The sequence below is a fragment of the Mesorhizobium sp. M8A.F.Ca.ET.208.01.1.1 genome (assembly GCF_004791315.1).
Taxonomy (GTDB): domain Bacteria; phylum Pseudomonadota; class Alphaproteobacteria; order Rhizobiales; family Rhizobiaceae; genus Mesorhizobium.
The window spans coordinates 1-18,469 of record NZ_SRUT01000015.1 but is presented as its reverse complement, the minus strand read 5'-3'; the positions used below and the strand labels follow the sequence as shown (position 1 = coordinate 18,469).

At 64.3% G+C, this 18,469-nt stretch carries 14 protein-coding genes; 4 read left to right on the top strand and 10 right to left on the bottom strand.

The annotated features are described in order from the left end of the window. Positions 1-16: 16 nt before the first annotated feature. From EN851_RS32875 to EN851_RS32860, 4 genes are all read right to left on the bottom strand, one after another. Positions 17-1,336, bottom strand: a complete 1,320-nt coding sequence (locus EN851_RS32875) for an HlyD family type I secretion periplasmic adaptor subunit (RefSeq protein ID WP_135930927.1) — start codon at positions 1,334-1,336, stop codon at positions 17-19. 1 nt (position 1,337) lies between these two features. Beyond that, on the bottom strand, positions 1,338-3,074 hold the full coding sequence (locus EN851_RS32870; RefSeq protein ID WP_135930926.1) for a type I secretion system permease/ATPase: 1,737 nt from the start codon (positions 3,072-3,074) through the stop codon (positions 1,338-1,340). 34 nt (positions 3,075-3,108) lie between these two features. Next, on the bottom strand, positions 3,109-4,590 hold the full coding sequence (locus tag EN851_RS32865) for a family 16 glycosylhydrolase (protein ID WP_135930925.1): 1,482 nt from the start codon (positions 4,588-4,590) through the stop codon (positions 3,109-3,111). A 394-nt stretch (positions 4,591-4,984) separates the two neighbouring features. Next, positions 4,985-5,275: a hypothetical protein gene (locus tag EN851_RS32860; RefSeq protein ID WP_127279450.1), complete on the bottom strand. Its 291-nt coding sequence runs from the start codon at positions 5,273-5,275 to the stop codon at positions 4,985-4,987. A gap of 374 nt (positions 5,276-5,649) precedes the next feature. Between EN851_RS32860 and EN851_RS32855 the strand changes: the two genes are divergently transcribed. After that, positions 5,650-9,963 (top strand): autotransporter outer membrane beta-barrel domain-containing protein, encoded by a 4,314-nt coding sequence (locus EN851_RS32855; protein WP_135930924.1) that lies wholly within the window; start codon positions 5,650-5,652, stop codon positions 9,961-9,963. A 70-nt stretch (positions 9,964-10,033) separates the two neighbouring features. Here the strand turns inward: EN851_RS32855 and EN851_RS32850 are convergent, their stop codons facing one another. Further along, positions 10,034-10,960 (bottom strand): DMT family transporter, encoded by a 927-nt coding sequence (locus tag EN851_RS32850; RefSeq protein ID WP_127280568.1) that lies wholly within the window; start codon positions 10,958-10,960, stop codon positions 10,034-10,036. A gap of 176 nt (positions 10,961-11,136) precedes the next feature. Here EN851_RS32850 and EN851_RS32845 point away from each other — a divergent pair, with 176 nt between their 5' ends. Continuing rightward, a complete protein-coding gene (locus EN851_RS32845) occupies positions 11,137-11,541 on the top strand; it encodes a YciI family protein (RefSeq protein WP_127280567.1) in 405 nt (134 codons plus the stop codon). Next, positions 11,538-12,809, top strand: a complete 1,272-nt coding sequence (locus EN851_RS32840) for an RNA polymerase sigma factor (protein ID WP_135930923.1) — start codon at positions 11,538-11,540, stop codon at positions 12,807-12,809. Before EN851_RS32845 ends, EN851_RS32840 begins: the two co-directional genes overlap by 4 nt. Here EN851_RS32840 and EN851_RS32835 read toward each other — a convergent pair. The 4 genes from EN851_RS32835 to EN851_RS32820 form a co-directional block, all read right to left on the bottom strand. Next, positions 12,775-14,337 (bottom strand): DHA2 family efflux MFS transporter permease subunit, encoded by a 1,563-nt coding sequence (locus EN851_RS32835; RefSeq protein WP_135930922.1) that lies wholly within the window; start codon positions 14,335-14,337, stop codon positions 12,775-12,777. The two genes, EN851_RS32840 and EN851_RS32835, sit on opposite strands and share 35 nt — an antisense overlap. A gap of 7 nt (positions 14,338-14,344) precedes the next feature. Next, complete coding sequence (locus EN851_RS32830) at positions 14,345-15,448, bottom strand: HlyD family secretion protein (RefSeq protein WP_135930921.1); 1,104 nt, start codon at positions 15,446-15,448, stop codon at positions 14,345-14,347. Beyond that, positions 15,445-15,999, bottom strand: a complete 555-nt coding sequence (locus EN851_RS32825; protein ID WP_127873488.1) for a helix-turn-helix domain-containing protein — start codon at positions 15,997-15,999, stop codon at positions 15,445-15,447. The genes EN851_RS32830 and EN851_RS32825 overlap by 4 nt, the downstream gene beginning before the upstream one ends. Positions 16,000-16,197: 198 nt before the next feature. Continuing rightward, a complete protein-coding gene (locus EN851_RS32820) occupies positions 16,198-16,803 on the bottom strand; it encodes an NADPH-dependent FMN reductase (protein ID WP_127873489.1) in 606 nt (201 codons plus the stop codon). A 90-nt stretch (positions 16,804-16,893) separates the two neighbouring features. On the opposite strand from EN851_RS32820, the gene EN851_RS32815 reads away from it, so the two are divergent. Then, positions 16,894-17,262: a helix-turn-helix domain-containing protein gene (locus tag EN851_RS32815; protein WP_127281183.1), complete on the top strand. Its 369-nt coding sequence runs from the start codon at positions 16,894-16,896 to the stop codon at positions 17,260-17,262. Positions 17,263-17,766: 504 nt separating this feature from the next. Here EN851_RS32815 and EN851_RS32805 read toward each other — a convergent pair. Beyond that, positions 17,767-18,162 carry an acyl-CoA thioesterase gene (locus EN851_RS32805; RefSeq protein ID WP_135884160.1) on the bottom strand — a complete coding sequence of 132 codons (396 nt, stop codon included), beginning with the start codon at positions 18,160-18,162 and terminating at the stop codon, positions 17,767-17,769. Positions 18,163-18,469: the final 307 nt, after the last annotated feature.

Sequence of the window (18,469 nt, the reverse complement as noted above, 5' to 3'; positions counted from 1 at the left end):
ACTGCCGGTCCTCGATCTACTGCTCCGCGAAAGCGCGCGAAAATGAATCGAGCATCGGCCGCGCGAGATACTCCAGGAAAGTGCGATCGCCCGTGCTGATGAACGCCTCGACCGGCGTCCCCGGATAAAGCTGGTCGCGCCGCACGCCGGGCGGCAGGTCGGCGGCAATCGTCAGCTTGGCGCGGAAATAGGGTTCACGCGTGGCCGGATCGATGAGCCGATCCGCCGAAATCTGTGTCACGGTGGCTGAAACCTCTGGCGTGAGCCGCGCGTTCAAGGCGGACAATCGCAGTTTCGCCGGCTGACCGACACGGACCTGATCGATGTCCTTCGGCCGCAGCTTCGCATCGACGACCAGGCCAGACGCGGTGGGCAGGATTTCCATGATCTTTTCGCCCGGAGCAATCACGCTGCCCTTGGAATTGTAGGTCGATGACACCACGATGCCTGCCGCCGGCGCTTTGATCGTCGTTCGCCGCAGCACCGCCTCCGCCGCCCTGATCTGTTCCTCGACATCGGCCAGATTGGAGCGGACGTCGTCGAGTTTCGTCAGCGCCTCCTCGACGCGTTGCGTGGTCAGGCGCTCGGTCTGCTCCTGGGCCTCCACGATCTGGGTATTGGCCGTCGCCAGATTGGCCTCCAGCATCCCCGCTTGCCCGACGAGATCGGCCTCGCTGCGCAACAGCTGGGAGTATTCGGTACGGTTGGTGAGGCCCCTGTCCAGCAGGCTGGTCTTGATGCCGAGTTCTTTCTTGACGACTTCGGCTTGTTGCTGAATGGCCTGTTTCTGGGCCTGCAATCCCACCACCGACTGCCTGTGCATGGCGACCCGTTGTGCCAGGATCGATTGCTCCGACCGGAACCGGGCGAGCCTTGCGTCGAATTCCTTTTGCTGTTCTCGAATCAGGATCTCGAAATCCGGCTGGAAAGGTGCCGGCGCCGCTTCGGCGATTGGCGCCAGCCTGTCCAATCCGTCGCGTTCCGCCTCCAGCCGAGCCGCACTCGCCCTGAGCGCGATCGACTGTCTCGTCAGCCGGTTGAGCTCGGCCTGCGCGGCCGTTGGGTCCAGCACGACCAGATCTTGGGCCAGTTGCACGCGATCGCCTTCATGGACCAGCAGCGCCTGGACGATGCCGCCCTCGCGATGCTGGATCTGGATGTTTCCTCCCGTCGCCGAGATCGTGCCTTGGGTGATCACCGCGCCCGACAAGGGGGCGCTGACGGCCCAGTAGCCGAAGCCGCCCGCCAGCAGCGCCATGGCTGCATAGCCGGTGAGGGCCACGCGTCTTATGTCGGTGCGTGGCTGGCTGTCCAAGGCGATGCTCTGTGTCGTCATCTCACGATCCGAAACTGCCACCCGCGCGGATCGTCGGGACGAACGACCCGGTCACCACCGTGCTCTGCTGGACGCCCTTGCCGACGACCGAGCGCCGCAGCATTTCGCTGCTTGGCCCGAAGGCTTCGATCATGCCGCCGCGCAAAAGCATCACGCGATCGCAAGCAGCGGCGATCGAAGGCTGATGGGTGATCACGATGACCGTGACGCCCGCCGTCCGCGCGGCCGAAAGCGCCGCCTCGAGCGCGGCCTCGCCGCTACCGTCGAGATGGGAACTGGGCTCGTCGAGCACCAGGAACCGCGGATTGCCGTAGAAGGCGCGCGCCAACCCGATCCGCTGGCGCTCGCCGCCCGACAGCGCCCTGTCCGACGGGCCGATCATGGTCTGGTAGCCGTCGCGCTGCGCCAGGATCAGCTCATGCACCTGGGCGCGCCGTGCCGCGTCCACGATCGCGGCATCGTCCGCCTCCGGATCGAAGCGGGCGACGTTTTGCGCGATCGATCCCGGAAAGAGCTCGACCTCCTGCGCGAGGTAGCCGACATGCTTTCCGAGCTGGCTTTCGTCCCAGGTCCCGAGGTCGGCGCCGTCGATCCTGATCGAGCCGCCGGTCGGCTGGGCGGCACCCACGAGCAGCCGCGCCAGCGTCGATTTGCCGGCGCCGCTCGGGCCGACGATGGCCAACACTTCGCCGGCGCCGATCGCGAAATTCAGCCGCTTGAGGATGGGCTCCGTGCCGGGCCGGGCATTCGGCGCCATGAAGAAAACATCCTGCGCGGAAATCGCGCCTGCCGGATCGGGCAGGATCAGTTTTCGCGGCTCGGCCGGACGTGCCGCAAGCGCCTTTTCCAGCCGCGTCCACGCGCGCCGGGCGTCGGCGATCTGCCGCCAGGCTCCGATCAGCTGGTCGAGCGGCTGCAGCGCGCGCGACGAGACCAGCGACGAGGCGAAGATCATGCCCGCCGTCATCTGCCCTTGAAGCACCAGCCATGCGCCGGAGCCCAGGATCGCCAGCTGCAGCATCATGCGCAACGCCCGCGAGGCGCCGCTGAAGATCGCATTGGCGCTCGAGGAGCGGTCATGGAAGGCGAGCGCCGCCGCTACGTGCCGTCTCCAGACCCGCGAGGCATTCTCCACCATGCCCATGGCGCGCAGCGTCTCGGCATTGCGGGCGAAGGCCTGTTCCGCCTGGCTGGCCAGAGCCGAACGCTCCGTGGACAAGGCGTCGTTCCGGCCGATAGCAAGCTGGTTGGCCACGACCAGGAAAATGAGAAGCACCGCGCCGGAGACCGTCACCCAGAACAGCACCGGATGGATGAGATAAAGCAACGCAAGGAAGACAGGGGCAAAGGGCAGGTCGAACAGCACCGCCACGCCGCGCGACCTGATAAAGGCGCAGACCGAGGCGAGGTCGCGCAGCGGCGAAAGGCCGCCGGCATATTTTGCGCCAAGCGAAACGGCGAAGGTGCTGGCACCCAGCTTGCGGTCGACGGTCGCCGCGACGCGCTGCGTGTAAACCGCCCGGATCGCGTCCAGCAGCCCGAGGAAGGCGAGCGCGAGAACCGCGATGCCCGAAAGATAGACAAGCGTCTCGACGCTGGAGGACGGCAGCACGCGGTCATAAACCTGCAGCAGGTAGAGTGGAATCACCAGCAGCAGGATGTTGATCAACAGCGAGAAGACGCCGACATCGGCGATGGCACGTATGAACACTGGGCGCAGGCCGGACGGTCCGGTCATTTGCGCATTTCCCGCCGCTGCATGACCCGGGACCTTACACGTGGCCCCCGAATTCGGAACCGCCGTGCAGCGTGCTGCTGGCGATGCTGTGCGTGGCGGTGCTGCTGGTGAGGTGCAGGGCGCTCGCCGGCGCATTGTCCAGCGTATAGGCGCGGATGTAGTCGATCTTCATCTCTGCAGGCGTCGCCAGATGATCGGGAGGCGCGCCGGCAAAGCCGCCGACCGCGAGATCGGCCAGCATGTACATGGGCTTGTTCATGTCGGACGGCGTCGCCGCTTCCGCGACCTGCACACCGTCATAGGTCCAGACGAGCTTGTCCGGTGTCCAGAGCAGGCCATAGGTGTGGAAGCCGGCGGTATCCATGGTATTCACCGTCGACGAGACCTTGGTGTGCGTTCCCGTTTCATTCGAGTGCGCCGTCATGATCAACGAGTTCGGGTCCTGCCCGCGCGTTTCCACGACATCTAGCTCCGGCGGCCACGAACCGTCTTCCGGCAGCAGCCAGAAGGCTGGCCAGGCGCCGGCGTTCTCGGGCAGGTCGGCCCGCATTTCGAAATAGCCGTAGGTTTGGGAGAAGGTGTCATGCGTGGTGATGATGCCTGACGTGTATTCGTAGTTGTTGATCAGCGGCTTGATGTCGGCCGGCGCCTGCGCGGCGGTGATGGTCAGCACGCCGTTGTTCACGCTGAACGGGTGGACGGAGCTCGTCGGCGCGTAATTGGCGTCGATGTACCATTGCAACTCGCCATTGTTGGTCAACGTGCTGCCGTTGGGCGCTCCCCACGAGAAATTGGTATCCCATGTGCCGCCCTGGTCGTTGTGAAGATTGAGCGAGTTGAACTCGTCGCTGAACGACAGCTTCATTGCCGACATGTCGATCGGCAGTTCGAACTGGCCGGGCTGCATCTTGTCGATGGTCGTGTCCTTGAACTCGAGAATCTCACCGGATCCCAAATTCAACAGCACGTTCGATCCCGCCTGGATCATGTTGGAATGGATGGCGTCGAACGACGTGAACCCATAGCCATTGAGGCGGACCGTGTCGGTGGCGGCAAAATTCGCGATCAGGTCGCTTCCATTGCCCTTCGAGACGATGAACGTGTCGTAACCGCCGCCGCCGTCGATCAGCACATCGTTTCCCGCGCCGCCGTCCAGGGTCTGGTGTCCGACCGTGGCGGTGATGATGTTGTCCAACCCATTTCCGAAGGCATAGTTGTTGGCGTGTGTGACGATGAGGTTCTCGACATTGTCGGGGAGCTTGTAGCTCATCCATGTGCTGATCGTGTCGATGCCTGCGCCAGCCGCCTCCGCCACCTTGTTGCCGGCCCCGTAGAGGTAATAGATGTCGTCGCCCGTGCCACCATGCATGGTGACGTTGACATTGCCTGCTCCATAGAAGGAGTCATTTCCCGTGCTGCCGTACAAGTGCGGCCCGGATCCCGCCGCCGAGTACCAATGGCTGGAAGCGCCGCTATAGGGAAGAGGAACGCCCACGGCGTTGACGAAGAAGCTCATCGGATAAACCCTTCTCGTGATGCCTGGCCAGTTCGCATCGTTCGATTCCCGCCGGCCGCATCCGGACCAACGTTGCCTTGCACGATATCGTTCCAGGAGCTTGCCACATAGTCTGTCATAGCATCGACCATTCGGTGACATTTTCTGAGCGGACAGCACAACAGACCAACATAAAGTCTATGGACCGTAATCACGCGGGCGAAATATTTAATAAAAATTTCATGATGTGCAGAAGTCTACTTGCGGCCCGCCTGACTCAGGTCCGCACGGATGGAGCTCTGCTTTTTGGCGAGCCCATACAATTGCCGCTCCGGGAACGAGGTCGAGCAAGGCTGGCGCTTCCACGTCGCCGATCTCGGCGACCGCCGCATCGATGGCGAACCACGCTTTTTGATTACCCGACTATCTCGGCATACTCGTCGATGACGAGAAACGCCTTGTGGACCCTCTCGGGATCCAGGCGCTCATCGACGACCAGATAATGGAAATCCCTGAAGATGCCGATGATGCTTTGCGCGCCGCGAATCTGGCGGCGTGCCTCGAAGGCCGCGCCGCCCGTGCTGGCATATCCCGCCGACCAGTCGACCTGGCCCTCGCCGACGATGAGGCCGACGGCGACATGGCCACGCGTCGGGGACTGATCGTCCCATCCGCTCCAAGCTATCAACGCTTCATGCGCCTTCATGTCATCGCCTCGCGGCATAAGCATAGGACGCTGGCTTGATGGCTTCAAACGCAAATGAGGGATTTGGAAATTTCAGGCTGAACACTGCCGTGAGCGGTGCCCCCTTCCGGCCCTCGAAACGAGGCCGCACCCGTCGCGCCCCGGCAGTCTCGCCGCCATCCAGGCATGCAAGGAGTTACTTATATATATTGATTATATTCAGAATATCTAATGTTGCGTTGAAGTAACGGCAGAAAAAAATCAGTAACGAACGCTTCAACTGCGAGACAGGAATCAAACCCGGAGTTAACCTATTGCCGGTTTGGTTCGGCGCGAGCCACCCGAACCGCGACATTCGGCATGGCAGGCAGCAGAGTTTCGAGCGGGGCAGACTGATGAAGGCGAACGGCGGCGCGCTTCGGCGCATTTGGGACGGCACGCTCCTTGCGGGTGTGAACGGCGCGGCGGTCGCCTGCCTGTTTCCAGGGATGGCATCGGCGGCGCAATACGACGTCGCCAGCCTGGGCGAACTCAACAATGCCCTGGCCACGATCACTTCGACGGGTGACCCAACGCCCGTTATCGTCCTGAGGGCCGACATCACGACCAGCATCAACGTCCTGACTTCGACCAGCCCGCTGACGATCGACACGAATGGATACACGCTGACGGCTCCTCAATTCAGCGGTGGACAAGCGGTGATCGTGACCGGAACCGGCAATGTTGTCGGACTGAGTAACGTGGCCGGGCTTGTGGTTAATAATGGGGCTAACGTCACCAATGAGGTATCGGTTGAAGGCGCCTCATTCAGCACTCCGGGCACCACCGGACAAATTGGCGCGAGCGTCATGAACAATTCGACGCTTGCCAACAGCGGCAGCATCGTAGGCGGCAACGGCACCACGGCTGGCGGTCCAGGTGTGCAAGTGAGCTCCGGTGGCCAGTTGATAAACAACGCGGGCGGCACCATTCAGGGAGGTAGCGGTAGCCAAGGACCGGGAGGCATCGGCGTTGCGATTGGGAGTCCCGCCGGCGCGCAGACAAAGCTCACCAACAACGGTACCATCCTGGGTGGCGAGGGTACGACCAGCGGTGGCATCGGCGTAGTGGTGCGCACCAGTAATGTCGGGACGATTATCAACACCGGCAAAATCCAGGGCGGCACCGGGGCGGCCGCAATCATGACCAACAGCGTCGCGGGGTCGCTCAGCATCGTCAACAGCGGCACCGTTAGCGGCGGCGCGGGCGCCAATGCCATTTCTCTTATCGCAGGCTCGACAGCGAGCCTTAAGCTTGAACTTCAGGCCGGTTCGGTGATCGTCGGCAATGTCGTGGGCGGAAGTGGAGCCAATGACGTCCTCACCCTCGGCGGCGACAACTCCGCGGTCCTCGACGGCATGATCGGCGATACCGGCCAGTACCGGAACTTCGACGTACTCGAAAAGACCGGCGCCGGCACCTGGGCGCTGACCGCGGACAACACCGCCACGCAAGCCTGGACGATCTCGCAGGGAACGCTTCAGATCGGCAATGGCGGTACGACCGGCAGCATTCTTGGCAATGTCACCAACAACGGCACGCTGGCCTTCGACCGCTCCGACACCTACACCTATGCCGGCGTCATCTCCGGCAGCGGCGCGGTGAGCCAGATCGGCACCGGCACGACGGTGCTCACCGGTGCCAACACCTATAGCGGTGGAACCACGATCTCCGCCGGCACGCTCTCGGTCTCCGCCGACAACAATCTCGGCGATGCTTCCGGCGGCCTGACCTTCAATGGCGGCGTGCTGCAGGTGACCGGAACCGCCTTCACCGGCACCGACCGCACCATCACCTTGGGGTTGCTGGGCGGCAGCTTCGACATCGCCGACGCCGGTAACGCTTTCACCGCCAGCCAGGCGGTCACCGGCAGCGGCGCGCTGACCAAGCTTGGCGCCGGCACGCTGATCCTGACCGGCGACAGCAACTACGGCGGCGGCACGACGATCTCGGCCGGCACGCTGCAGCTCGGCAATGGCGGCACATCAGGTTCAATCACCGGCAACGTCGCCAACAATGGAACCTTGGCCTTCGACCGCTCGGACACCTATACCTTTGCCGGCACGATTTCAGGCAACGGCGCAGCGATCCAGCAGGGTTCGGGCACAACGATCCTGACGGCCGACAGCAACTACACCGGCGGCACGACGATCTCCGCCGGCACGCTGCAGCTCGGCAATGGCGGCCTGTCGGGTTCGATAACTGGCAACATCACCAACAACGGCACCCTCGTCTTCGACCGCTCCAACGGCTTGGTTCTTGCCGGCGTCATCTCGGGCAGCGGCGGCGTGATCCAACAGGGTTCGAGCACCACCGCCCTGACCGGCGGCAACACGTACAACGGCGGCACGACGATCTCGGCCGGCACCTTGCAACTCGGCAATCGCGGCACATCCGGTTCGATAACAGGCGACGTCACCAACAACGGCACGCTCGCCTTCTACCGCACGGATAGCTATACCTTTGCCGGCACCATTTCCGGCAGCGGAGCGGTGAACCAGTTGGGGTCCGGCACCACGATCCTGACCGCCGACAACACCTATGCCGGCGTCACGACGATCTCGGCCGGCACGCTGCAGCTCGGCAATGGCGGCACGTCAGGTTCGATCACCGGCGACGTAACCGACAACGGCACGCTTGCCTTCAATCGTTCCGATGCAGTGACCTTTGCCGGTGTCATCTCCGGCAGCGGCGCGGTGAACCAGATCGGCACCGGCACCACGATCCTGACCGCCGACAACACCTATGCCGGCGTGACCACGATCTCGGCCGGCACGCTGCAGCTTGGCAATGGCGGCACGTCAGGCTCGATAGCAGGCAACGTGACAAACAACGGCACCCTCATCGTCGACCGCTCCAACGGCGTGACCCTCGCCGGCGCGATATCCGGCAGCGGCTCAGTTGTGCAGCAGGGCGCCGGCAGCACGACGCTCGCCGGTACGAACAGCTACGGCGGCGGCACGACGATCTCCGCCGGTACGCTGATCGGCCAGGCAACGAGCTTCGGCACCGGCAACATCCTGAACGACGCCGCGCTCGTCTTCGACCAGCCGTCCAACGCCGCCTTTGCCTCCATCATCGAAGGCAGCGGCACGCTCACCAAGCGGGGCGCCGGCAATCTCGATCTCACCGGCATCAATACGCTGAACGGCGCGACCACGATCGAGGCCGGCAAGCTCTCGGTCAATGGCTCCCTTGCCAACTCGGCCGTCACCATTCTCGGTGGCGGAGCGCTTGGCGGCAACGGCACCGTGGGATCGACGACACTCCAGGTCGGCGGCGTCATCGCGCCCGGCAACTCCATCGGCCTGCTGACCATCCAGGGCAATTTCGTCGGCGCGGGCGGCACGGTCGAGATCGAGGCTATTCTCGATGGCGACGCCTCTTCCACCGACAAGCTCGTCATCACCGGCAACACCTCGGGCACCGCCAACGTCAAGGTGATTGGCCTCGGCGGTGGTGGCGCGCAGACCGTCGACGGCATCAAGATCATCGATGTCGGCGGCACGTCGGCCGGTACCTTCAACCTTTTGGGCGATTACGTCTTCCAGGGCGACCAGGCCGTGGTGGCCGGCGCCTATGCCTACCGCATGTATCAGAACGGCATTTCCACGCCGGCCGACGGCGACTGGTACCTGCGCTCCGCGCTGATCAATCCCGTCGATCCCGGCGGCCCGACGTCGCCGCTCTACGCTCCCAGCGTGCCGGTCTACGAGGCCTATGCCGGCGTGCTGCAGAGTTTCAACCAGCTCGGAACGCTGCAGCAGCGCGCAGGCAACCGCTCATGGACCGGAGCGGCGCAACCCGATGCGGACGACCGCGTCGAGGGTGGCAGTCCGATCTGGGGCCGCATCGAAGCCGCCCACAAAAAGTTCGACCCCGGCACGTCCACGACCGGCACCGACTACGACGCGGATCTGTGGAGAGTGCAGGCGGGCCTCGACGGCCAGCTCGCGCAAATGGCCTCCGGCGTCCTGATCGGTGGCGTGACCGTTCATTACGGTACGGTGAAGTCGGATATCTCCTCGGCTTTCGGCCTCGGCTCGATCGACACGACAGGCTACGGCTTCGGCGGCACGCTGACTTGGTACGGCAACAGCGGCTTCTATGTCGACGCGCAGGCCGAACTGACCTGGTTCGACAGCGACCTGTCCTCCGCCACGCTCGGCAAAAGGCTGGTCAAGGGTAATAACGGCTTCGGCTATGGCCTCGGTATCGAAGCCGGGCAGAAGATCGGTCTCCAGGGCAACTGGTCGCTGACGCCGCAGGCGCAGCTCAGCTATTCCTCGGTCGATTTCGACAGCTTTACCGACCCCTACGGCGCCGTCGTCGCCAATGGCGGCAGCGACAGCCTGATCGGCAGGCTCGGCCTGTCGGCGGACTATGAAAGCCGATGGAAGGACAAGACGGGCAAAACGAGCCGCTCGCATGTCTACGGCATCGGCAATCTTTATTACGACTTCCTCGACGGCTCCGATGTCGATGTCTCGGGCACCGTGTTCAGCAGCAAGTCGCGGCAGCTGTCGGGCGGGCTCGGTCTCGGCGGCTCGCTGAGCTGGGCCGATGACCGTTATTCCGTCAATGGCGAGGTCTTGGCACGCACCAGCCTGGAAGACTTCGGCGACAGCCGCTCCATCGGCGGCACGGTCGGCTTCAAGGTCAAGTGGTAAGTCGAGCCAGGCGCGCTTTCCCCGGGAGACGGGCAGCGCGCCTGGTGTGAGCCCGGCGGCAAACCTGCCCTCAGACCGCGGCTTCGATCGGCTCGGCAAGCCTTGGATTGGAACGCGCCGCGATCAGGCAACTGGCCACGATGAGGCCCGCTCCCGCCAGCGTGGTCCAGGTCACCGCCTCGTCGAAGAAGAACCAGCCAAGCGCGATCGCCCAGATGAAGGCCGAGTACTCCGTCGGGATCAGATATTGCGCTTCGGCACGCGCGTAGGCCCAGCTCATCAGGAACTGGCCGGCGAGCGACAGCGCCGTCACCCCGGCGAGCGGAAGCCAGAGCTCGCCCGGCAGGGCAATGGCGAGCCAGGGCGCCGCGAGACCGAGCATGACCGCCACGCACAGGTTCTGGAACAGCATGATCTCGATCGGCTTGGCCACCAGCGCCTGCTGCCGCGCAAGGATCAGATTGTAGGCGTAGAACACCGTCGATACCAGCACCGCCGCCGTGCCGAGCAAGGCATCCCTGGCATGGTTCGCCTGCCCGAACTGGCCGCTCACGATGATCGCGACGCCCGCTATGCCGGCCAGCGAGGCCCAGATCGCCTGCCGCTGTATGCGCTCGCCGAGCAGCAAGGCGGCAAGCAGCAAGGCAAACAGCGGCGCGACGAAACTGAGCCCGATCGCCTCCGCCAGTGGCAGGCGGGCGAGCCCCCAGAAGAAGGAGAGCAAGACAAAGCCGACGACCGCGGCACGCAGCGCATGCAGCCTGAGCACGGGAAGCGCGGGCAGCCTGCGTGGCCCCATCGACCAGCCTGTGCCCGCAACCACGGTTGCCAGCATGCTGCGCCACAGCACCGTGTTGTAGACGCCTACCGCGATGACCAGGACCTTCATGGCCGCGTCCATCCCCGACAGCAGGAAGATGCCTAGAGCGCAGACAAGCACCGGGACCATGGGAGAAACGGCGCCTGCCAGGCTAGATGACTTCACGAGGCCCCTCATGTGATGGATCGCAGCCGGATATATCAGGGCGGACCGGCGGGGCCAGATGGCAGCCTCGCCGATATGGCGGTCCAACACGCGTTCGAGATCCGGGATTCGAAGTTTCTCCCGCGCCTGTCGATTTCACCATGGCCCGTTCGTCATATGATTGAACCAACCCAACCAAGGAGAAGACCATGCGGTTCATGATGCTGATGATCCCCGGCGGCTACGCGGAGGCGGCGCCCGATGTCATGCCCAGCGCCGAGGCGGTGGAAGGGATGATGAAGTACAATCACGAGCTGAAGAAAGCCGGCGTGCTTCTGACGCTCGACGGCCTGCATCCGCCGTCCGCCGGGGCGCGGGTCAGCTACAAGGGTGGCAAGCCTCTGGTCGTCGACGGCCCCTTCGCCGAGGTCAAGGAAGTGCTGGGCGGCTATTGGGTGATCGACGTGCGCTCACGCGACGAGGCCATCGAATGGGCCCGCCGCTGCCCCGCTGGAGAAAATGACGTGATCGAAATCCGCCAGGTCTTTGAAATGAGCGAATTTCCCGAGGACGTCCAGAAGGTGGCGGATCGTCTCGGCAGGATCAAGGATTGATCGCCAACAGAACCATCGAGGCCGTCTGGCGGATCGAGCAGCCGAAGCTCACCGCCAGATTGGCACGCACCCTCAGGGATGTCGGGCTGGCCGAGGAAATCGCGCAGGACGCCTTCGTGCTGGCGCTGGAGCGCTGGCCTCGCGACGGCATCCCGCGCAATCCGGCCGCCTGGTTGACGCAGGTCGCCAGGAACCGGGCGCTCGACCGGCTGCGCCGCACCACCATGATCGACGGCAAGCATCGCACGCTCGCCATCGACCTCGCCGAGCTGGAGCGCGAGATGCCCGACATCGAGACGGCGCTCGACGAGGATATCGACGACGACCTCTTGCGGCTGATATTCACCGCTTGCCATCCCGTCCTGCCCGCCGAGCAGCGCGCCGCGCTGGCGCTGCGACTCCTGGGCGGCCTGTCGACGCCGGAGATCGCCCGCGCCTTCCTGGTGCCCGAAGCCACCGCTGCCCAGCGCATCGTGCGCGCCAAGCGAACCCTTCGCGATGCCGCCATCCCGTTCGAGACGCCGCGCGCGGAAGAGCGCCGCGAGCGCCTCGCCGCAGTGCTGGAGGTGGTCTATCTCATCTTCAACGAGGGCTATGTGGCGACCGCCGGACCGGACTGGCTGCGCGCCGATCTCTGCGCCGAGGCGCTGCGCCTCGGCCGCTCGCTGGCGGCGCTGATGCCCGACGAGCCCGAGGTGCGGGGGCTGGTGTCGCTGATGGAGTTCAACGCCTCCCGCTTCGCGGCCCGCACCGGCAAAGCGGGCGATCCGATCCTGCTGCTCGACCAGGACCGCGGCCGCTGGGACTGGTCGCTCATCCGGAGCGGCCTCGACGGCCTGAATCGCGCCATGGTCCTGACCTCGGCGCCCGGCCCCTATCTGCTGCAGGCGATGATCGCGGCCTGCCACGCCCGCGCGGTCACCGCCGCCGACACCGACTGGATCGCGATATCGGCCTATTACCAGGCGCTTGCCTTGGCGGCCCCCTCGCCCATCGTCGAGATCAACCGGGCCGTGGCCGTCGGCATGGCGTTCGGTCCGGCGCAAGGCCTCGCCATCGTCGAGGCGCTGAAGGACGAGCCGCGCCTGAAGGACTCGCATCTCCTGCCCACGGTGCGCGGCGATTTCCTGGAGAAGCTCGGCCATCGGGCGGAAGCCAGCGCGGCGTTCCGCCACGCCGCCCAATTGACCGGCAATGACAGAGAGCGCGCGCTGTTGCTGGCCCGTGCCACCCTCAATGAGCGTCCGGCGGCGGCGCCTTCGGCGTGACATTGCGCAGGAACGGAACCAGCGCCGTCGCGATGACGAAGGCGGCCATGATCGCCAGGAAGGCGTCGGCGTAGGCCATGGTGGATGCCTCGCGATAGGCGAGCGCCCATAGCTGCTTCAGCGAAGCGGTGTGACCGTCGGCGACGGCACCGGGCAACTGCCCGTAACGCAGCGCGACGTTGTCGACCAGACGCATCGCGGCTTCGTTCCGCGGCGTCAGATGCGAAGCGATCGTCAGGAAATGGAAATTGGTGCGGTCGTTGAGGATCGCGCCGCAAATGGCGATGCCGACCGCGCCGCCGAGATTGCGCATCGTGTTGAACAGGCCGCTGGCATATTTCAGCCGTTCGGGCGGCAGGCTGCCAAGGCCGAGATTGACGCTCGGCGCGACGGCGAACACCTGCGGGAAGCCGCGAAACAGTTGCGGAATGAGCAGCTCGGCCGCACCCCACTGGCTGGTGATGGCGCTGAAACTCCACATCGAGGCGCCGAAGGAGGCCAGCCCGAACATCATCAGCCAGCGCGTGTCGAAGCGCTTGGCGAGGAAGATGTAGACGGGAACGCCGACCATCGAGGCGACGCCGGTGGAGAACACAGCGAGCCCGGTCTGCAAGGCGTCGTAGCCCCTGACATAGCCGAGGAACAGCGGCGTCAGATAGATCGTGGCGAAGATGCCGATACCGGTGACGAAGGAGAGAAAACAGCCGATGGCGAAATTGCGGTTGCCGAAGGCACGGAAATCGACCACCGGCTGCGCAAAGGTCAGGCTGCGGATGACGAACAGAACCATGGTGATCCCGGCGACGATGGCGCCATTGCGGATCGTGGCATCGTCGAACCAGTTCCAGCGCGAGCCTTCCTCAAGGACGTATTCCGCCGTGCCCAGGCTGACCGCCATCAGCACCATCCCGATATAGTCGGCCCCCCTGAGCAGCGACGGATCGGCCTTGTCGATCTTGACCAGCAGCGCAATGAGGATGGTGATGATGGTGCCCGGAATGACGTTGACATAGAACAGCCAGTGCCAGTTCAGCGTGTCGGTGATCCAGCCGCCGATGACAGGCCCGAGCGTCGGCGCAATCGAGGCGATGCTGCCGACCACCGCTGCGGCATAGACCCGCCTTGGCCCCTGGAAATAATGGAACGACGAGGTGAACACCGTCGGGATCATCGACGCGCCGAGCAGCCCCTGCAGCGCGCGGAACACGATCATGCTTTCGATGCTCCAGGCGAAGCCGCACAGCATGCTGGCGAGCGTGAAACCGGCCGCCGAAATGGTGAACAGCCAGCGTGTCGAGAACACCCGCGTGAGCCAGCCCGACAGCGGGATGACGATAATTTCCGCCACCAGATAGGATGTCTGCACCCAACCGATCTGGTCCTGCGCGGCCGACAGGCCGCCGCCGATGTCCTGCAGCGACGACGCCACGATCTGGATGTCGAGAAGCGCGATGAACATCCCGACGCACATCACCATGAATGGCAGAATGCTGGCGATGAAGGATTGCGGGACGGCGCGCTCAGACATGGCGTCCTCAGTGCGCGCCAGTATCGACCGTGACCGTGGTCGACAAGCCTGGCCGCAACGCGACCTTTTGCGCCTGGTCCTGGTCGATGGCGATGCGAACGGGCACGCGCTGGACGATCTTGGTGAAATTGCCGGTCGCGTTCTGTGGCGGGATCACGCTGAAGATCGCTCCCGTCGCCGGCCCAAGGCTGGTGACATGACCCTTGAGCGGCGCGTCCGGCGCGATGTCGGTATAGACCGTCGCCGCCTGCCCGTCGGTCATGTCGCGCAACTGGTCTTCCTTGAAATTGGCATCGACCCACAGGCCTGAAGCCGGAACGATGGTCAGGAGATAACTGCCCGGCGACACATAGGTGCCGACCTGCGCCAGCCTGTTGCCGACGATACCGTCGATGGGCGAGCGGACCTCGGTAAAGCCGAGATCGAGCTGCGCTGTATCGACATCGGCCCTGGCGGCCGCGAGCGCGGCGGTCGCTTCCGAGATCTGGGTGTTGAGCACATCGAGCCGTTGCGTGGCGGCCGCGAGCCCGGCGCGGGAGGCGGTCACCGACGCCCTGGCCTGGCCATCGGCGGCAAGGCTTCTCTGCGCGTCCTGCTGCGTGCCGGCTTTGGTGCTGGCCAGCGCCTCATAGCGTTTGGCGTCCTGGGCGGTGAAGACGGCCGCCACGTTCTTGGCCTCGAGATCGGCTTGCGCCTGCTCGATCAGCGAATTCTGCAGCGAGACCTGGGCGCGAAGATTATCGAGGGCCGATTGCTGCTGCTGGACGGCGGCCCGCGCACGGTCCAACGCCGCCATGAACGGCCGGTCGTCGATGCGGATGACGAGCTGGCCCGCCGTGACATGCTGGTTGTCCTCGACGAGGATCTCGTCGATGTGCCCGGCAACGCGTGGCGCCAGCGGCGTGACGTTGCCGCCGACATAGGCATCGTCGGTCGAGACGAGGAAACGGCCTGCCTGCCACCATTGGAGGCCATACCATCCGGCGACGCTGACAGCGACCAGGGCGCCCAATACCAGCAACGGCTTGCGGCGCTTCCTTGCCGGCGCGGGAATTTCAACGGTCGAGGGCTGCACTGGCTGCAACTCGGCAGCGGAGAGAACCTTGTTCATTTGCTCCGCGCCTCTTCACGGCTTTGATCAACCAGCGCGTTGTCGACAAGCGGCAGGCCGGAGCCGTTGCTGGTGAAGCGATATCGCTGGCGCATGCGGTCGGTGGCCATCGGCCCCGTGGCCATGGTGAAATCATCGCTGTCGAGCTGCCTGCCGCTCTGGCGATCCACCAGAACCGGCTCGGCCCAGCGACCATCAGTCTTGTCCACGACCACCAGGCTCGGGCCCTCGGGCGCCAGATGCTTGTTTCCCCAGGCGAGCAAGGAAAGCAGGACCGGGCGGAAATCGCGCGCCTTGGCGGTCAGCACATATTCGTGACGAAGCGGCCGTTCGCAATAGACGCGCTTTTCGAACAGCCCGCGCTCGACCAGGCTGTTCAGCCGCCGCGTCAGGATGTTGGGCGCGATCGCCAGGCTCTTTTGAAACTGGTCGAAGCGCGTCAGCCCCTGGAATGCGTCCCGCAGAAGCAGGATGCTCCACCACTCGCCGACATCGTCGAGGCTGCGCGCGATCGGGCACGGGCGTGTTTCGAAGCTTGTTTTCGCAACCATGATCGACAGTCTCTTTCAAGATGAAAGTGACTTGTAGCCAAGTTAGTTGCATTATGCAAGTCACTCGGTCGTGATCATGCGAGTGGGCGCGAGAGACGCAATTGACTGCGGGCGCAGCCGCAACTTCTTTGCAAGAACCCCAATGAAAAAGGGCGGCGCAAGGGCCGCCCTTCGGGAGGATGATGATCTGCTACGAGATCAGGCCGCCTGGGCTTCCCCAACGACGGCATCGGCGGCACGAGCGGCTTTCAGTACCTTGGCCCACCAGGCGACGTCGTTGACCAGCGCGGTGGCGGCCTGGTTCAGGTGCTCGAGATCCTCCAGCTTCTTCTCGCCCTGGCGCACGGCAAGGAAATCACCCCAGGCGATATGGACGGCGGACTTGACCGGCGCCATCTGCAATTCGACGGCGTGCAGACGAAGCTGCTCGACGGCGCGCGAGCCGCCGACACTGCCATAGCCGACAAAGCCGGCCGGCTTCTTGTTCCACTCGTTGGCGGCGTAGTCGATGGCGTTCTTCAGCACGGCCGTCGGGCCGTGATTATATTCGGCGGCGGTGAAGATGAAGCCGTCGAATCCGGCGACCTTCTTCTGCCAGCGCTGTGCGACTTCGTTCTGCGACGGCGCCCAGGCCGAAGACGCTACCTCATCGAAGAAGGGCAGCGGAAAGTCGCGCAGATCGACAATTTCGACATCGATATCGGCATGTGCCTTGGCGATCTTGGCGATCCACTGCGTCGGCACGTCGGCGAAGCGGGCGGCGCGCGTCGAACCGATGACAATGGCGATTTTGGGCTTGGACATAAGGGGCTCTCCTTGCGGGAATTTTTGGTATCGTTTGGATACCGGCGCTATATGTGATACTGACAAACAGGCGCGCAAGGAGGCACGTTTTTGTTACTGAGGCACCCGCATAACACCGAGGACTGCCGGGCCGTGTCGGAGATCCTGCAGCGCGTCGGCGACAAATGGACCGTGCTCGTGGTCGGCAAACTGGGCGGCGGACCGCTGCGTTTCAACGAACTGCGCGCGGCTGTCGGCGGCATCTCGCAGAAGATGCTGACGACCACCTTGCGCGGCCTGGAGCGCGACGGCTTCGTCACGCGCAAGGTGTTTCCGACCATTCCGCCGCGCGTCGATTACGAGCTGACCGAACTCGGCCATGAGTTGCTGGTCCCGGTCGGCGCGCTTGGCGAATGGGCGCGCAAGAACACGCAGCGCGTTCAATCGGCGCGCGCCAGATTCGACGAGATGCAAGCCTGAAACCCTTGCACGGCAAGGGCTCCTGGATTCGCACCGAGCGACGCTGCGTGTTTGCAGGGAAGTCATGGTTCCCTGAAATAGACGCCTTGGTCCGCTGAAAAAGACCTGGGAGTTTGTCTGTGGCGCTCGAGGCTCGGCCTCACGCATGCTCGCGCCCCGCGACGGTGACCGCATTCCAAAGGCAGCCAATCAGGCTCTTGGCGCCATGGCCCCGCAAGGCATCGGGCTGCAGATCGCGCACGTCGCTCTCCGCTCCTTCACACCAGTCGTGTCATGCAAACAGGCGGTGCGCCCGAGGTCCTGTTTGACTTCGGCATAAGCAGTTATGCCGAGCAGGCAGGCCAGGGCGGCGAGAGCCGCCGCAAGCCAGCCGTTCAATAGGTGTTGACGCATTGTCTTCCTCCGACGCCAGCAGAATTGGCCGTGGAGGCCACGGCAGGATGTCGCTGAGCGCATCGCTCCGCTCGGGCGATGTTACAAATGTCGCGCGGTGGCGGTATCGAATCAGCTCTCGGCCGGAACGGCCTTCGGCTTGCCCTCGCCGTCGAGCGCCACCATGACGAAATCCGCGTGGGTGACCTTTTCCATCAGGTCGGAGAGATAGCGCTGCGCCCAGGCCTCGACCTTGAGCGTCATCGAGGTGCGGCCGACGCGTTCGACATGAGTGTAGATGCACAGCGTGTCGCCGATCTTCATCGGCTTGGCGAAGGACATCTCCTTGACCGCCGCCGTCACCACGCGGCCCCTGGCGCGCTCGGCGGCGCGGATGCCGCAGGCAAGGTCCATCTGCGCCATCACCCAGCCGCCAAAAATGTCGCCGGCCGCATTGGCGTCCGAAGGCATGGCCAGCGTGCGCAGCGTCAGGTCTCCGAGCGGCCGTCCATCCGCGTACTGCACCATGCGAGAAATTCCTCGATATAATGATCATCGGTATCGCCACGGCAGGAATAGGTCAACGCAAGGCAGCCCCCGCTTCCTCGCCTCCATGGGATCACAGGCTCGCCGGTGGTGCCCCATTTTCGGTGATAGTGGGTTTTGGAGAGGGCTTCCCCCACTCCGTCGCTGCTTCGCAGCGCCACCTTGTATCTACACGAGAGAGATTTCGTGGGATTGAAGCGATTGAGCCAAGGTCCGGGCGGCCGCCCGGACCTTGGCTTGGCGAAGTCGCCCGTACCACCTGAGGTTACAGCCGCGGGAGAGCTTGGGA